This is a genomic window from Bacillus sp. PAMC28571 (assembly GCF_014250435.1).
Lineage (GTDB): Bacteria > Bacillota > Bacilli > Bacillales > Bacillaceae > Bacillus > Bacillus safensis.
Genome location: NZ_CP060191.1, coordinates 614,474 through 629,836, shown reverse-complemented (window position 1 = coordinate 629,836; position 15,363 = coordinate 614,474). Strand labels below are relative to the sequence as shown.

General features: G+C 39.5%; 16 protein-coding genes and 4 tRNA genes. 6 read left to right on the top strand and 14 right to left on the bottom strand.

Going from position 1 to position 15,363, the window contains the following annotated elements:
* Positions 1-420: 420 nt before the first annotated feature.
* The 5 genes from ssuD to H7F25_RS02820 form a co-directional block, all read right to left on the bottom strand.
* Positions 421-1,563: an FMNH2-dependent alkanesulfonate monooxygenase gene (gene ssuD / locus H7F25_RS02840; protein WP_073204443.1), complete on the bottom strand. Its 1,143-nt coding sequence runs from the start codon at positions 1,561-1,563 to the stop codon at positions 421-423.
* Positions 1,564-1,580: 17 nt separating this feature from the next.
* Complete coding sequence (locus H7F25_RS02835) at positions 1,581-2,411, bottom strand: ABC transporter permease (RefSeq protein WP_185854196.1); 831 nt, start codon at positions 2,409-2,411, stop codon at positions 1,581-1,583.
* The gene (locus H7F25_RS02830) at positions 2,408-3,385 is read right to left on the bottom strand and encodes an aliphatic sulfonate ABC transporter substrate-binding protein (protein WP_370880875.1); all 978 of its coding nucleotides are present in this window, start codon (positions 3,383-3,385) and stop codon (positions 2,408-2,410) included. The genes H7F25_RS02835 and H7F25_RS02830 overlap by 4 nt, the downstream gene beginning before the upstream one ends.
* 29 nt (positions 3,386-3,414) lie before the next feature.
* Positions 3,415-4,182 carry an ABC transporter ATP-binding protein gene (locus H7F25_RS02825; protein WP_151040870.1) on the bottom strand — a complete coding sequence of 256 codons (768 nt, stop codon included), beginning with the start codon at positions 4,180-4,182 and terminating at the stop codon, positions 3,415-3,417.
* 163 nt (positions 4,183-4,345) lie between these two features.
* Entirely contained in the window at positions 4,346-4,501 is a 156-nt protein-coding gene (locus H7F25_RS02820) for an FbpB family small basic protein (protein ID WP_029706872.1), read from the bottom strand.
* Positions 4,502-4,767: 266 nt separating this feature from the next.
* On the opposite strand from H7F25_RS02820, the gene H7F25_RS02815 reads away from it, so the two are divergent.
* Positions 4,768-6,063, top strand: a complete 1,296-nt coding sequence (locus H7F25_RS02815) for a homocysteine synthase (protein ID WP_024425342.1) — start codon at positions 4,768-4,770, stop codon at positions 6,061-6,063.
* 41 nt (positions 6,064-6,104) lie between these two features.
* Here H7F25_RS02815 and lepB read toward each other — a convergent pair whose 3' ends face one another.
* Together lepB and H7F25_RS02805 are read right to left on the bottom strand one after the other, a co-directional pair.
* Positions 6,105-6,671 (bottom strand): signal peptidase I, encoded by a 567-nt coding sequence (gene lepB, locus H7F25_RS02810; RefSeq protein ID WP_024425343.1) that lies wholly within the window; start codon positions 6,669-6,671, stop codon positions 6,105-6,107.
* A 155-nt stretch (positions 6,672-6,826) separates the two neighbouring features.
* Positions 6,827-8,770, bottom strand: coding sequence for a lipoteichoic acid synthase (locus H7F25_RS02805; RefSeq protein WP_024427404.1), 1,944 nt, complete (start codon positions 8,768-8,770; stop codon positions 6,827-6,829).
* 541 nt (positions 8,771-9,311) lie between these two features.
* Between H7F25_RS02805 and H7F25_RS02800 the strand changes: the two genes are divergently transcribed.
* From H7F25_RS02800 to H7F25_RS02780, 5 genes are all read left to right on the top strand, one after another.
* Positions 9,312-10,115, top strand: coding sequence for a DUF2262 domain-containing protein (locus H7F25_RS02800; protein WP_044335921.1), 804 nt, complete (start codon positions 9,312-9,314; stop codon positions 10,113-10,115).
* Between the two features lie 18 nt (positions 10,116-10,133).
* Positions 10,134-10,823, top strand: coding sequence for a DUF1963 domain-containing protein (locus H7F25_RS02795; RefSeq protein WP_044335923.1), 690 nt, complete (start codon positions 10,134-10,136; stop codon positions 10,821-10,823).
* A 64-nt stretch (positions 10,824-10,887) separates the two neighbouring features.
* Positions 10,888-11,157 (top strand): hypothetical protein, encoded by a 270-nt coding sequence (locus H7F25_RS02790; protein WP_044335925.1) that lies wholly within the window; start codon positions 10,888-10,890, stop codon positions 11,155-11,157.
* Between the two features lie 141 nt (positions 11,158-11,298).
* A complete protein-coding gene (locus tag H7F25_RS02785) occupies positions 11,299-11,496 on the top strand; it encodes a hypothetical protein (RefSeq protein WP_044335926.1) in 198 nt (65 codons plus the stop codon).
* 62 nt (positions 11,497-11,558) lie between these two features.
* Complete coding sequence (locus H7F25_RS02780) at positions 11,559-12,101, top strand: histidine phosphatase family protein (RefSeq protein WP_073204430.1); 543 nt, start codon at positions 11,559-11,561, stop codon at positions 12,099-12,101.
* Positions 12,102-12,134: 33 nt separating this feature from the next.
* On the opposite strand, the gene H7F25_RS02775 is transcribed toward H7F25_RS02780, so the two are convergent.
* The 7 genes from H7F25_RS02775 to H7F25_RS02745 all read right to left on the bottom strand — a co-directional run bounded on the left by H7F25_RS02775 (position 12,135) and on the right by H7F25_RS02745 (position 15,357).
* Positions 12,135-12,839 carry a hypothetical protein gene (locus H7F25_RS02775; RefSeq protein ID WP_073204426.1) on the bottom strand — a complete coding sequence of 235 codons (705 nt, stop codon included), beginning with the start codon at positions 12,837-12,839 and terminating at the stop codon, positions 12,135-12,137.
* Positions 12,840-12,857: 18 nt separating this feature from the next.
* Positions 12,858-13,652, bottom strand: a complete 795-nt coding sequence (locus H7F25_RS02770) for a phosphotransferase (RefSeq protein WP_133744052.1) — start codon at positions 13,650-13,652, stop codon at positions 12,858-12,860.
* 424 nt (positions 13,653-14,076) lie between these two features.
* Positions 14,077-14,502: a hypothetical protein gene (locus tag H7F25_RS02765; protein ID WP_044335991.1), complete on the bottom strand. Its 426-nt coding sequence runs from the start codon at positions 14,500-14,502 to the stop codon at positions 14,077-14,079.
* A gap of 482 nt (positions 14,503-14,984) precedes the next feature.
* Positions 14,985-15,066 (bottom strand) — tRNA-Leu (locus H7F25_RS02760).
* A 37-nt stretch (positions 15,067-15,103) separates the two neighbouring features.
* Positions 15,104-15,192, bottom strand: a tRNA-Leu gene (locus tag H7F25_RS02755).
* Between the two features lie 14 nt (positions 15,193-15,206).
* Positions 15,207-15,277: transfer RNA gene (locus H7F25_RS02750), tRNA-Cys, on the bottom strand.
* A 5-nt stretch (positions 15,278-15,282) separates the two neighbouring features.
* Positions 15,283-15,357 (bottom strand) — tRNA-Gly (locus H7F25_RS02745).
* Positions 15,358-15,363: the final 6 nt, after the last annotated feature.

Genomic DNA, 15,363 nt, shown 5'->3' with positions numbered 1-15,363 from the left:
TCCCTTTCATCTGTTTAAACCCTCTCTTATTTACTAGATTTTGACACCCCATAAGAACCACAATACCCATTTAATGTCATTTCCACCATCTTTTTTCTCCTTTTTTTCAAATAGTCCATATTTATCATCAATCATATTTATTCTTTCTTTTTTGTGAGATAGAAAGAATTCCCCCGATATATCAGATAAAAAAGTCCTGATTATATGTCGTAATAACGCCAATTATGAAAAATTTACTGATCATTCTGATAAAAGAGTGGGCATATTTCCCTTCTTTTCTTGACTCTATAAATGTGTATATACAAGAAAAGCGATTGGGAAAAAAGCCCTTACTTTGTTCAGCAGTACACAACATAAGACTCCCGCTATTCTATGAAAAAAAGCAAAGCAGCCATCGCAGACTGCTTTGCTTTTTCATATTTAAGAGGAACTAGCAGCAGAGGCTGCATCTGGGAAATGATTGTTCCCAATGATTTCACCAGCTGGCACAGAGAGTCCTGTAGCCCCTGATCTCTTGAATGGAAGGAGCGGGAAAACAAGCTCTGCTAAATAATAAGCTTCTTCTAGATGCGGGTAGCCAGAAAATATAAATGTATCAATGCCTAGAGACTCATATTCTAGGATACGTTCTGCTACTGTTTGCGGGTCTCCGACGAGTGCTGTTCCTGCACCGCCGCGTACTAAACCAATGCCTGCCCAAAGATTTGGGCTGATTTCAAGTTGGTCTTTCCTCCCTTGGTGCAATTCCACCATTCGTCTTTGACCTACTGAGTCCATCCTCTGTAACACTTTTTGCGCCTCATCAATTGTTTTTTGATCCAAATGACGAATCAGATGTTCCGCTGCCTGCCATGCCTCCTCTTCGGTATCTCTCACAATCACATGAAGACGAATGCCAAACTTCACCGTTCTTCCTTCCTTTTCAGCCTGTTTCTTCACTTGTGCAATTTTCTCTTTTACTTGTGCAGGCGGTTCGCCCCAAGTTAAATAGACATCTGTATGCTTGGCGGCTGCTTGAATTCCTGCTGCTGATGATCCGCCAAAAAAGACTGGTGGATGGGGTGTTTGAGCTGGTGGGAATAACAGACGACCATTCTCCGCTTGTAGATGTTTGCCATGAAATTGTACATTTTCTCCTTTCAATAACCGCTTCCAAATTGTCAAAAATTCTTCTGTTGCCTCATAGCGTTCATCATGAGAAATGAACAGCCCATCTCCTTCAAGCTCCTCTTTACTTCCCCCTGCTACCACATTAATCAGCAGTCTCCCGCCTGAAAGACGATCTAATGTAGAAGTCATTCTAGCAGCAACAGACGGTTGCATCAGCCCTGGTCTAAGAGCCACGAGGAACTTTAAATGAGTGGTTTCCGCAGCTAAAGCAGCTGCCGTCAGCCATGGATCTTCACATGATCTCCCAGTAGGCAGCAAGACCCCTGTATAACCAAGCTGATCAGCTGCTTGAGCAATCTGTTTAAAATATGGATAGTCTGCCTGTCTTGCCCCTTTTGCTGATCCTAAATAACGGCCGTCTCCATGCGTTGGAATAAACCATAAAATATTCATCACATCGCCCCCTGTTATTATTCACCTTGATAACTAGTGCGCCACTTGAGCAGACGCTTTTCTAACAGACGTACAAATGAATCTGTCAGCTTACCAACTACTGCAAAGATGATAATTCCTACAAACACTTTATCCGTTTGAGAGAATTGCCTTGCATCCATAATCATATAGCCGACGCCGCTGCTTGAACCCATCAACTCAGCTACCACTAGACCAAGCCAAGCAATTCCTAATGACAGCCTCACGCCCAGAAGAATATGAGGAAGAGCAGCCGGTAAAATCAGCTTTGTGATGCTTTGATACAGATTAAACTCTAAGGCGCGAGCCACATCAAACAGCTTATTATCTACACTGCGAATACCTAGAAAAGTATTAATATAAATCGGAAAAAAAGCCCCAAGTGCAATCAATAAAATTTTCGCCATTTCATCAAAGCCAAACCAGAGGATAAATAAAGGAGTGACCGCTAAATGTGGAACGGTTCTCAACATTTGCAACGTCGGATCTACATACTGCTCTGTTTTTTTAGAAAACCCTACGCATACGCCCAGCAAAAGACCTAAACCACCCCCAAGTAAAAATCCACATATCGCTCGATAAAGGCTGATGTAAAGATGACCAAACAGTTCACCAGAACGAAATAAATCTCGAAAAGATTCTGCAATCAAGACAGGCGCAGGAAGTACAGTGGAAGAAACGATTTGAGAACCAGCTATGATCTGCCAAACCGCAATAAGTAGAACAGGTAATACCAGTCCCTTTAACTTATATAAAGAAGAAGCTTTTCTCCTTTTTTTCTTTGACCGCTCAATTTTAGATGCTAAAGCCGGGTTCGAAATAGCTTTCATTTATTCATCTCCTCTTTTAGCATTTTTTCAATAAACGAATTATCTACAACCTGATTGACATCAATTTTCCGCTGGATCGCTTTTGTTTGATATTGAAAATCAGCGGTATGCTGCTGAGCATTGATGATCTTCTTCGAAATGGGCTTATTGAGTGGTTCCGTATTGTTTAATACTTGTGTAACGACCTTCTTATCTAAATTTTTTAAACGCGCATATAGAGTAACAGCCTCTTCTGGATGTGCTTTCTGCCACTTCACCGCATGGTCAAAAACCTTTAAGAATTTCACTACTAGTTCAGGATGCTGATCAGCAAACTGAGTTCGAACAAGTGTGAAACCTGGAGAATATAAATCGGTCGCTTCCCCATTCACCAGCAGCTTTGCTCCTTTCTTTATCGTTTCAAGTGATAAGAACGGCTCCCAGATCGACCAAGCATCAACGGACCCATTTTCAAATGCTGATATCGCTTCATCTGGCTGAAGCTGAATAATCTGAACATCCTTCGCAGATAAACCTGCCTGATCTAATACTTTGTATAAAAAGTCAAAGCCACTGCTCCCTTTAGCGACAGCGATTTTTTTCCCTTTTAAGTCTTCTACTTTTTGAATCTCACTGTTCTTATTCACTAAAATACCGTTCGCTTTCAGCCCATCCTGAGATAAACCAATCTCCTTAAAATCAATACCGGCTGCCTGACCTGCTATGACAGGTGAGTTTCCAACTTGCGAGAAATCTAATTGATTTGCAGCAAGTCCTTCAAATTGGGGAGGACCACTTTGAAACTCCACCCACTTTACCTTCACTCCTTCTTTTTCAAATGATTGTTCAAACCAGCCCTTTTCCTTTGCTAAAAGCAGCGGACTCAAACTTTGCTGAATCCCAATCCGAATTTCTTTCACCTTGTTTTCTGAGCCGTCTGCTGCTTGATCACACCCTGCTAAAACAAGGAGAAGACTCAAAAAGATAACGATCATTTGTTTCTTTTTCATGCAATTTGCCCTCCCTAAATCCCTGATCCATCGGTTAGTAACAATTCATCTGTTTTCTCAAATTCTGAAAGCACCTTTTGTCTTAAATGTTGAAAAGCGGTTGACGTTCTATCACGCGGAAACGGTAGATTTACAGGAAGAATCTTATGGATTCGGCCAGGTCTCGCTTGCATTAGCACAATTTCATTTCCTAAATAAATCGATTCATCAATATCATGAGTAACGAGAATCATTGTTGTTTTTTTCTCCTGCCAAATGTCCAGCAGCACATCCTGCAAGTGTTTTCGTGTGAATGCATCCAGCGCACCAAATGGTTCATCAAGCAATAAGATCTCCGGATCACGAAGGAGTGCTCTCGCAATGGCAACCCGTTGTGACATTCCTCCTGAAAGCTCATGTGGATAAGCATGTTCAAATCCTTTTAATCGAACAATTTCAATCAATTCATCCACTTTGCGGCGTACATCCTGTTGTTTTAAATTGAAATTAGCCGCTATGTTTTCTTCGACCGTCAGCCATGGAAACAGGCGGTGTTCCTGAAAGATAAAGCCCTGTTTTATTCCAGGTTCTGTGATCCGTCTGTCTCCTATCAAAATTTGCCCATGATACGCTGTGTCGAGCCCGCTTATGATCTTTAGCAATGTACTTTTCCCGCATCCACTTGGACCTATCACTGTTACAAATTCCCCGGGAATGATGTTCAATCTTAAGTCTTCAAGTACCCGAATGGACTGTTTGTCTTTCCAAAAGGATTTATCCACAATATCAATTGAAATTGTCATTGAAACCTTCACTCCTCTTGCGATCAGATAAATACACAGAAAGGCCCTTATCCCAAAAAAGAGATAAGAGCCTTCGCGTTGTCCGATCAGCTAATCATATTGATTTGTTAGCACCATCCTAAATCATATTAATCCCATAAATCAACTCAAATTTATAAAATGGTTATTTTGTCCTTGTATGTTTTTCATCGATCCGATCGTAAATCGCTTCTATTCGTTCCTTGCTGCTGTATATCTCATATTTGTTCCGCTCAATCAATATGTCTAGTGTGAGATCCATGTGTTTTCTGTATTTTTTTCGTTTTTTCTTTTTTTCCATCTTCATCATCCTTTCTTTTTTCAAATAAAAAAAGGCTCTTCACTCATGCTTGAGTGATAGAGCCTTCGGTTGACCGATCAGCCATTCTTGTTCGTGTTTTCAGTATGCTCATGTTAATACACACTATTCCTACCTGTCAACTATATTTATTGTTTTTTCAGATTTATCTAAAAAATGATTGACCGAGCAGGGAACAAGATTTATAGTCTTATTAAATATTTCTTATCAAAACAGTTGGTTTTATCTAACAAAAGGAGGATACACACATGTCAGAAGAACGTCCATTTCGTTTAGAAACAAAAGCCATTCACGCAGGTCAGGAGCTTGATTCAGCGACCTATTCAAGAGCCGTACCTATTTACCAAACGAGCTCCTTTGGTTTTAGAGACAGTGAGCATGCAGCGAATTTATTTGGTCTTCAGGAACCGGGTAATATTTATTCACGTATTATGAACCCTACAAATGACGTATTTGAAAAGCGTATCGCTGAGCTTGAAGGTGGAATTGGTGCACTTGCTGTTTCTTCTGGGCAAGCAGCGACGACTTATTCTATTTTAAACATTGCAGGAGCCGGAGATGAAATCGTTTCCTCAAGCAGTCTTTATGGCGGCACCTACAATTTATTTGCCCATACACTCAAAAAACTTGGAATTACAGTAAAATTCGTCGATTCATCCAACCTTGAAGAACTCGAAGCGGCGATCACAGACAAAACAAAGGCAGTGTATGCAGAGAGCATTGGAAATCCAAAAGGCGACATTTTACATATTGAAGCCATCTCAGCCATTGCACACAAGCATCATATCCCGCTCATTGTGGACAATACGCTCGCCAGCCCTTATTTATTAAGACCTATCGAGTTTGGTGCAGACATTGTCGTCCACTCAGCAACCAAATTTATTGGCGGTCACGGTACATCAATTGGCGGTGTCATCGTTGATAGCGGCCGATTCCCTTGGGCTGACAGCGATAAGTTCAAAGGACTGACTGAACCAGATCCAAGCTATCACGGTCTGACATATACAGAAGCGATTGGAGAAGCGGCTTATATCACAAAAGCACGAGTACAGCTCTTACGTGATTTAGGGGCAGCTCTGTCGCCATTCAACTCATTTTTACTTCTGCAAGGCTTAGAAACATTACATCTTCGTCTTGAGCGGCATAGTGAAAATGCCTTGAAAACAGCACAATTCTTACAGGATCACCCTCTTGTCGATTGGGTAAGCTATCCGGGCCTTGAAAGTCACGAATCCTATGAGCTTGCTCAAACCTATTTACCAAAAGGACAAGGCGCAATCCTCACATTCGGTATTAAAGGTGGACGCGAAGCAGGTAAAAGGCTCATTGATTCTGTGAAGCTTTTCTCCCATCTCGCAAACGTGGGCGATTCTAAATCCCTCATTATTCACCCTGCCAGCACAACGCATCAGCAATTAAGCGAAGCAGAACAAAAAGCGACAGGTGTCACACCAGAGCTCATTCGTTTATCTGTTGGAACAGAAGCGATTGAAGATATTCTTGCAGATCTTGAACAGGCGATTACAAAAAGTCAGTCTGAATGACATAGAAAAAAGCACACGGCTGTGTGCTTTTTTATTGTTTATTAATGATTGAGTAGTCGAATGTCTTGGAAAGGATAAAATACAAATGAGGTAGTTCCTTGAATATCACGCTTTGTAAAAAGACCTAAGCCGTTGCGGCTGTCCATTGAATTTTGGCGATTGTCCCCCATGACAAAGTACTTTCCTTTTGGAACAGTCAGAGGGCCAAAATCAGGTGTCAGCAAAGTGCCATCTGCCGCTGCTTTCTTTTTGTTTGATGCTAAGTAAGGCTCCGCCACTTTTTTTCCATTAACATATAGCTGATCATTTTTCATTTCAATTTTATCACCAGGTAAACCAATCAAGCGTTTGACATAATGCGTGCTGCGGTCTTCCCCATCAAGAACAATGATCTGTCCCCGTTTATAATCACCGAAATAATCAACCGTTTTATTCACAAACACCCGCTCTGTATCATGCAATGTCGGATACATGGAAGATCCTTTGACAATGTATGGCGCGAATAAAAAGTTCCGAATGATAAAAACAGCAATAAATGCGATTAAGATGGCTTTGATCCAGCCCCATAATTCTGATTTCTTTTTTTGTGTTTTTGTATTTGTTGTCATAAGCTCCTCCTGAATTCCCCAAGGACGAAATGTGTGTCACCAGCTGCCAGCCGGCGTCACGCTTGTTTCTCCCTAAATATAAACATATTTTGCCAACAAATCAAGCGAAGAGAGAGAAAAAGGCAAGCACCTTTCTGTGCTTGCCCAAAACTCAGTTAGTTAGCAGAAGAATCCGCTTCTTTTTCTTTGTTTGCTTTACCATAGAAATAATCCGATGGATTCACTGGTTTGAAATCAGATAACTTATGGAATCGAAGAAGATCCCTATAGAGCACTTTATCTGAAAGACTTAACTGATTATCAACACGGGCTTTAATCGCCTCTGTCTTTTTATTTTGTTTCACCACTTTACCTGTTTTCGTATCATAAACGGTATTATCAACAAGTGTGTATTTCGGTGTCACATAGTTTCCATTACGGAAGGCAACAGTCTCATCATGCTTTTTAGAGAATAAGTCTGTTCCAAAATTCACGAATTCATTTGAATCGATACCTTGTAAGTGAAGAAGTGTTGGCATAACATCGACTTCACCACCATACGTATGGTTCACGCCGCCCTTCTTACCAGGAATACGAATCATGAGCGGAACACGCTGGTTTTGTGCATTTTGATAAGGAGTGATTTCTTTCCCTTGAATTTCACTCATTGCACGGTTATGGTTCTCAGAAATACCGTTATGGTCACCATATAATAAAATGACTGAGTCTTTATACATACCTGATTTTTTCAAGTCTTTGAAGAATTGCTCTAATGACTCATCTAAATATCTTGCTGTTTGGAAATAGTTATCGACTGTTTTATCGCCAGTTGTTGCCTTAGCGATTGTCGCATCTTTTTCATCTAAATTAAATGGATAGTGATTTGTCAGTGTCATTAAATGTGCATAAAATGGCTTTTTCATTGATTCTAGCATTGGAATTGATTCTTTGAAGAACGGTTTATCCTTCAGACCCATATTCACAAGGTTTTCTTCATCCATGTTGTAATAGGAAGCATCAAAGAATTGATCAATTCCCATATGTTTATAAATCGTGTCACGGTTCCAGAAAGATTTATAGTCCCCGTGAAGTACTGCACTCGTATAGCCTGCTTTTTGATCTAGGATGGCAGGTAGTGATTGGAAGGTATTTTCACCCTTTGTCACAAATGCTGCTCCCTCTGGCAAGCCAAACATACTATTATCCATCATCAGCTCAGCATCTGATGTCTTCCCTTGACCAGTCTGATGGAAGAAGTTATCGAAATACGTAAAATCATCTTTCCCATGAGCCAGTTTGTTTAAGAATGGAGTCACTTCTTCTCCATTTAATTTGTAGTCAATTAAGAAAGACTGGAAGCTTTCTAAATGAATTTTAATAATGTTTTTGCCTTTTGCTTTACCAAAATACTCTGCATTTGGCTTCGCATAGTGAGATGACGTATAGTTCACAACATCTGTTAAATCTTCACTGCTTGCATTGGCTACCTGTGTTGCGTTTTGTGCTGCTTGTACCCCGTCATAAATCGTATAGTTATAAACACCTAAGTATTTGACAACATACTTATGATCAAAGGTTCTCGTTAATAATTCTGGACGATCCTTTTCAGCCAGATGAAGGTTTACAAAGAACAGTCCAATACCTGCAGCTACAATCAGCAGTGCAAACGTCTTTTTCATTTGGAACTTCTTCACTTCTGGTCTCCAAATGACAATCGCAATCAAGATGATAATATCAAGGAAGTATAAAAGGTCATGCGGCTTAATGCTTGCTAGCACACCGCCAGTCATGCCTCCCCCAAGATTTCCTGCCTGCTTCATTGTTGAGAAAGTCAAAAAGTCATCAAAGAAACGGTAATATGCTACATTTGCATATAAAAGTGCGGTCATAATAAAATCAATAACAATTAAAACAATGGCAGATTTACGCCCCTTCAAAAAGAGAGCAAGTCCAAAAAACACGATGGCTGAACTAAATGGATTCAATAAGAGAAGCCCCTCTTGAAAAGAACCTTTTACTCCTAAATTAAAGTCCATTTTGTAGGCTGTGTACGATTTAGCCCAGAATAAAAGGACAGCCAAAACAAAAAAGCTATATTTGTTTGCAAATATTTTTTTCATAAAACCTCTTCTTTCTTATCATCGTTCTGATATAAATGAAATCATAAAAAATTTACATTCATTTTGCAAATGTAAATCTTCTTCGCCAAGCATGCCGATGCTCTGTCTCCGCCGGATACATGCGCTCCTTTAATATAACGAATGAGAAGCATCATAAGTTTCAAAAAAAATACGAGTAAATAAAAGGAAAAATATCCATTTACATTAAATTTACGCACACTTCATGTTTTAGTGGATGAAGAAGGTTTTGTAAATCACTCAGTATTACTTTACTTTTTTCATCTATTCGTGTCAAAGTAATTATAAAGAAAAGGAAGAATCACCTAGGCTTTTCGACTCATTTACCCAAATTTATACAAAATTCGATCCTTGCTTCTTTTATTGTGACTCAACCTCCATTAATCCATGTACCTCCCTAAAAAAACAGTTTTAAACAAAAAAAGCTTGATTTCCCCTACTGATGTGCGGTGTGATAAAGAGGTAGAACTTGATCACAACACTTATATGTTCATGACAAAAAAATCAGGCTGGAGGACATCACATGAAGATTAACAAACAAATCAACACTTTTGAAGAAAGATTTTCAGAAGATGTAGTCACTATCATTGCTGTTACAGGACCTTCTGGCGTAGGGGCAGGAAAAGCAGGCCAGGCACCTCTTTGGACCGCTTCTATTCCACTGATTGCTTGGAAAGAAAACGGTCATATCATAACCGAAAATGTAAGACTTTGCTGGTTAACAGATGACGAGGGATTAAGGGAAAAACAGGCACAATTACATAAAGAATCAATCGTTACACTTCAGGTTCGAAAAGGCGAAGGTGAATTCATGCTTGTATCTTTGATCGATACAGACACAAAGGATCAAGCGCTTCAAGAAATTTTAGAAGAAGCCCAAAAGCCTGTGTATTATCATGATGACATACTTGGAACCTTTGAGTTAGTAAAAGGACTAGACTTATTTGAAAAAACGATCCAATGGAGCAATGAAGAGTGCTTTCTCTACTTCAACCTCGAAGAAGATGAAAAAATAAATGACTCTCTTAGAACAGCAAACCAACTTATGCAAGAGCAAGCCAAATGGGATTCTTCTATTAAATCATTTGCCGCGAATCAGCTGATAGATCTAGCAAAGGATTGGCAGGAACAAGACGAATCAGCTGAAAAGCAAGAAGAACTCACACTGAATCAATTTATAAGCCGCATTTCACTTGAAAGCCTGCATGTTTACCCTGAGGGAGAGTTTGAAGTCTACTATCATGACGGTGATTTATTTTGGGGTCATGTCATTATTGTCACAGGAAATATAAATGGCACATTTCATGATGCACACATTGCAGGCTAAAGGCTGGAGGAATAACCCATGGAAATCAAAGCTTTTCAAGAATTAAATCTAATCGGGAAAACGCCAGCCATCGCCAAAATTGGCGGCTTTCGTCCTGATCCAGCTATACACAGCTGGTTTGCCGGCCATTTTTTCATCGATCCTAACCAAGGCTGGCCGACAGATCAAGATGGAGCCATGATTCCGATTTTACAAATTTATTTACCAGAAGTGCCAGGAGGAATAAACGGCTTCAATGAATGTAAGCTGATTCAAATTTTTCTTAATCAGAAAACACTTCCGATTGATATCACCAAAAACGGTGAAGGCTGGAAGCTCATTGAATATTCATCAATCGAAGGTTTAGAAGTAGCTGAAACTCCTGAAGAAGTGAGAGGGCTCAAAGCCTTTCAAATCCAATGGAACGAAAGTGAGCAAAGGGACTTCCCTTGCTGGGAAGAAGCATGGTCATATGTGGATCTAACAGAAGTAAACGAAAGTGAAGAAGCGACAGACCACTTCTTTAATCAATACACAAATTATTCGTTCACAAAAATCGGTGGATATGGGGCGTATATTCAATCCCCGCCCCATCAACAACAAGGCGAATTCATGCTGCAAATCGCCTCAGAAGAAAAACCTCGTTTCATGATTGGTGATAACGGCACGATGTATTTCTATTATGACAAAGAATCAAAAGAATGGTTTATGCACTGGGATTGTTTTTAACGTTTATTGAATGAAACCTTGCCTTCTCCTAAGCGTAATGAATAATATGAAAGGAGGAAGCAAAATGGGATTCATTTTAGACATCTTTTCACTTGCTGTGTATATCCCTTTTCTACAAGTGGATGAAGAGGATATCTCGAGGAACGTAGCACATCTCAAAAAATATAGCTGGTTTCAAGCACTATTACATGATCAAACTTGCAGAGAGCTCATCATTTACGATCCCGATGTTCGACGTGTCATAGGCAGGTTTAAAACGAAGAAACTCCATAAGAAGCGCTACAACTTAAGATGCGAACGTAAATTACTGCAAGCATTACAACGCGCAATGTAAGCTGACAACAAGAGCCGCACTTTCCTGTGGCTCTTTTTTATCAATTGAATCGTTCCTTTTGAAGAAAACATTTGACGCCTGGACAACTCTGCCCGTATATTATGTATAAATCCATCTTTTTCAAAGAAAAGGAGGCCTCACATGCGCTTGTTTAAGAACTGGAGAAAAAAGCAGCCTGCACAGCAAATCACTTCAGAAAAGCAAGAAGACAGCATCCCAATCGACTTCTCCACACTTCCCTTTGGCACAGACACCGTCGATGATTTTTTGTTCAATCTAGACCTGACCTCCAAGCTCATAGATCCCTATAAAGAAACAGATACGAACAAGCTTACCTAGATCTTCGTAAATCCTCATCCAATACTGGATGATTTTTTTATACTCAATGAAAGGTGTATCCAATGAAAACATATTATATCGTCAGACACTGCCAAGCAGATGGACAATCTAAAGATGCAGCTTTAACACCACAAGGCATCACTCAATCTCATGAACTGGCACAGTTTTTTTCCAGCATTCATCTCAATCAAATTATCTCAAGTCCTTATAAACGAGCGATCCAAACTACTGAGCCACTTGCTCATGCAAAACAACTCGAGATAAAAATCGATCAGCGCCTCTCTGAACGTGTATTAAGCAGCAAACCAATAGACGATTGGTATGAGAAACTAAAGCTCAGTTTTACAGACTTACATATGACCTGTGAAGGCGGAGAATCGAGCCAAGAAGCCATGAATCGTATTGTAGAAGCGCTCCACGAACAAACAATATTAGAAACAGATCATACCCTATTCGTCACACATGGCAATATCATGAGCCTGCTTCTTAAACACGCTGATTCAACGATTGGATTCGAGGAGTGGAAGAAACTAAGCAATCCAGATATCTATATTCTGAAATATTTTAGTCCAGGTCATATAGAAGCAAAGCGAATATGGCAATAAAAAACGGCAGAATGAACTCTGCCGTTTTCTCATCTATTGCTTATAATAAAATGCCTCTACCCACTCATACGGTTTCTTACGCTCCGCACACCATTTCATAAAGTCTCTTGTCTCCGTCTGCTGAAACGTCATCCAGTCCGTTAAAAGCTGGTCATAATAGACGGCTTGTTTTTGAACATTCGTACGAGTTCTTTTATCTTGAATTAGCATCATAACACGTTCAATCCCCTGAATTCTCTCTTGATCCTTCTCATAGGTGCTTAAATAAAGATCTTCATGTATATGATGAAACGAATACCACAAGGCCGATAAATAGGTTTCACAAATTTGAACAATCACACGCTGTTCCTTGCTGCCCCCAAGCTCTAGTGCCTTCAATAAATGAGGCAGCCCTTCTCCCTGATGCACAAACAAACCTTGCCAGCGATACGGTCTCACATCCAATGGGTCAACATTCTCCCACGTTTGAAAAACAGGCTGGATCACCCCATTTACCAGCGGATACACAAGCAGATGATGACCATCCTCAAACCGTTCAATCCACTCAAACAGCCAAGCAGCAAATTCACGCTGTACTTCAAAATCGTTCTCTGTCATCTCTTCAATAAAGGCCTGAAGAACGTTTAGCGCATCTTTACGCAGCCCCTGTTCTTTTCTCACACAGTATTGTCTAAAAAGAGGATAATCATTTACTCCCTCGTCTTGAATGATAGCCTGTAATATCGTCTTCGTTTGCATGATCACAACGCCGCCTTTTTACATCCATTCTTTTCTATGTTCATGAATAAATTGAATGTCTTTTTGATAATGTTCAAGATGTCCTTGTTGAATCATATTTTGAAAAGCGATATCCCCCTCACTCGCTTTTCGTTTCATATACTGACATAATCCTTCTAAACGCAGCAGCACCATATCCAAATAATCTTCTGCTATTTCCTCACCATAAGCTTCAAAAAACAGTTTCACTCTATGCTTTATCTGGTATGCATGGTCTAATGAATGATAGTTCACGATGTCTCCTGTTTTGGTGCGAAAAAACCTACTGATAGGTACACATGTATACAAAGTATATGCGATATCCCAAAGTCTTGGACCAGGAGCAGCTACATCAAAATCAATGATACCTACTGGTTTTTCATTATTGAAAATGATGTTGTACATTGCAAAATCATTATGGCACACAACCTCTATTTCGCCAGGCGTATTGTCCATTCGTTCCCAATCGTCTGAAATGGGAAAATCACGAACAGCATCATGATACAGTCTAAGCATTCTCGCTATTTCTTTTAAGGCATGGTGAGAGCACATGTATTCTTTTAAAGGATCATGACCGGCTACGCCTTCAATGAAGGACAATATCTCTCTACCTTGTTCATCAACCCCTAAAAACTTTGGAGCATAGGAGAAATTCTTTTTTTCTAAATGCTTTAGCAGCTTTTGTATATTGATATTGTCTGACTTTACTTCTCGACGAACCGTATCTCCCGAACGATATACGTTTGAGACATTTCCACCTGTCAATAACTCCTCATGATCATTTTGTTTTTTCATAAATTCTCCCCTTAAACTGGGTCACCATGTTGATGTCAGCTAAAGATGTGTATGTACCCACAAATATTCATTTAGTTACACAAAAGTAGTACAACTGTTTTATGTGAATGTGCTGCTCCATTTTGTTTCCTTACATGGTTAAATGTATCTTATCAAATGTTGCAAATCATCTAAAGATTATTCTGCCAAAAGAAGTACATACTCATTATTTTCTAATAGGTTCCTATTTTTTATCTAAATAACTCATTTAAACCACAAAAAAACGTTTTACCACGAGGGTGAAACGTTAGGTTCATGGTAAAACCAATCATGAAACTTTTAATAGATACCGGTGGCCGGGGTCGAACCTGCACTCCGTGATAAATTATTCCAAAAAGGCAAGGTATACCTTCTTAAAGTAAAGCACACGTTAATGAATTAAGAATTAAAGCTCTTCCTGATATATTTCTGATTTTATCGGCTTTAAATTCAAAGGTATTTTAAACTCATGAATACTTTCAATATGATTAAAAAAATGCTCGATATCGTCATAATCCATTGACCATTCTTCTACCACCTTTAACTTTTTTAACTCGCTTGTTGGTTTAAATAAAAATTCACAGTGTAGTTGTTCCATGTGAGAATAATCATCTTTTTCATAAACTGTAAACTGACGTACAAAGTCAAAATGAAATAGTTCCTCTCCTGTAAAATCATAGACACCACACTGAAATAAAATTTCTTTATCTTCTTCGCCCTCAACTGTCTCCTTTGAAAAAGCCTTAAATGTTTCCCAAACCTTTTTTATATCATCGGTATCTTCACCAATGCTATCTTTAAAATAACGTTCAGCATTTTTAACCGTAATCATTACAACACCTCTTATGTACAATTTATATCCAATCCTTCTTCAATTATCCTGCCTCTTTAGTTTAATCATAAGGTAACCATCAATAAAGTAAAAATAATCTCCTTAATATGTTCCTCTGTCATATCGTAAGGCTTTAATTCAGCAATACTTATTCCTTTTGCTGTTAGGGAATTAAGAAAACGCCTTAAAAATTCACAGTCCTAAACAAATAATTCAATAGCTTCCCGAAATGATTCAACATAAGACTTAGTTTCCTTTTCTAAAATTGCCAATTCACCTTGATCTAAAATATTTTTACGTCTTGCCATTTAGCTAGGTCCCCTTTCAGCAGTGAACACGATTTGAAGTAATTTTATTGTGTGAAAAATCAACTAAAAAACAAATAAAAAACGCCCTCCTACAATTTGTAGAAAGACGTTTTAAACGTTGATATTCCTTAATTCTTCTGTGATTGACGATAATAAAGAATATCTAAAACTAGATACCGGTGGCCGGGGTCGAACCGGCACTCCGTGAGGAACACGATTTTGAGTCGTGCGCGTCTGCCAATTCCGCCACACCGGCATGATCATTAAAGAGCGCATCTTATATTAAAAAACAATGGTGCCGAGGGCCGGACTTGAACCGGCACGGTAGTCACCTACCGCAGGATTTTAAGTCCTGTGTGTCTGCCAATTCCACCACCCCGGCAGTCTTTTCAAAAAAGGCGACACCCGGATTTGAACCGGGGATAAAGGTTTTGCAGACCTCTGCCTTACCACTTGGCTATGCCGCCATTATTGGAGCGGAAGACGGGATTCGAACCCGCGACCCCCACCTTGGCAAGGTGGTGTTCTACCACTGAACTACTTCCGCATATCA

Bases quoted from the DNA above. Each gene is read 5' to 3' on its own strand.
- H7F25_RS02775 (WP_073204426.1), bottom strand. From the start codon at position 12,839: ATGCAAACGAAGACGATATTACAGGCTATCATTCAAGACGAGGGAGTA.
- H7F25_RS02805 (WP_024427404.1), bottom strand. From the start codon at position 8,770: ATGAAAAAAATATTTGCAAACAAATATAGCTTTTTTGTTTTGGCTGTC.
- H7F25_RS02785 (WP_044335926.1), top strand. From the start codon at position 11,299: ATGCGCTTGTTTAAGAACTGGAGAAAAAAGCAGCCTGCACAGCAAATC.
- H7F25_RS02765 (WP_044335991.1), bottom strand. From the start codon at position 14,502: ATGATTACGGTTAAAAATGCTGAACGTTATTTTAAAGATAGCATTGGT.
- H7F25_RS02820 (WP_029706872.1), bottom strand. From the start codon at position 4,501: ATGGAAAAAAAGAAAAAACGAAAAAAATACAGAAAACACATGGATCTC.
- H7F25_RS02830 (WP_370880875.1), bottom strand. From the start codon at position 3,385: ATGATCGTTATCTTTTTGAGTCTTCTCCTTGTTTTAGCAGGGTGTGAT.
- H7F25_RS02795 (WP_044335923.1), top strand. From the start codon at position 10,134: ATGGAAATCAAAGCTTTTCAAGAATTAAATCTAATCGGGAAAACGCCA.
- H7F25_RS02815 (WP_024425342.1), top strand. From the start codon at position 4,768: ATGTCAGAAGAACGTCCATTTCGTTTAGAAACAAAAGCCATTCACGCA.
- H7F25_RS02770 (WP_133744052.1), bottom strand. From the start codon at position 13,652: ATGAAAAAACAAAATGATCATGAGGAGTTATTGACAGGTGGAAATGTC.
- H7F25_RS02780 (WP_073204430.1), top strand. From the start codon at position 11,559: ATGAAAACATATTATATCGTCAGACACTGCCAAGCAGATGGACAATCT.
- H7F25_RS02790 (WP_044335925.1), top strand. From the start codon at position 10,888: ATGGGATTCATTTTAGACATCTTTTCACTTGCTGTGTATATCCCTTTT.
- H7F25_RS02800 (WP_044335921.1), top strand. From the start codon at position 9,312: ATGAAGATTAACAAACAAATCAACACTTTTGAAGAAAGATTTTCAGAA.
- H7F25_RS02825 (WP_151040870.1), bottom strand. From the start codon at position 4,182: ATGACAATTTCAATTGATATTGTGGATAAATCCTTTTGGAAAGACAAA.
- ssuD (WP_073204443.1), bottom strand. From the start codon at position 1,563: ATGAATATTTTATGGTTTATTCCAACGCATGGAGACGGCCGTTATTTA.
- lepB (WP_024425343.1), bottom strand. From the start codon at position 6,671: ATGACAACAAATACAAAAACACAAAAAAAGAAATCAGAATTATGGGGC.
- H7F25_RS02835 (WP_185854196.1), bottom strand. From the start codon at position 2,411: ATGAAAGCTATTTCGAACCCGGCTTTAGCATCTAAAATTGAGCGGTCA.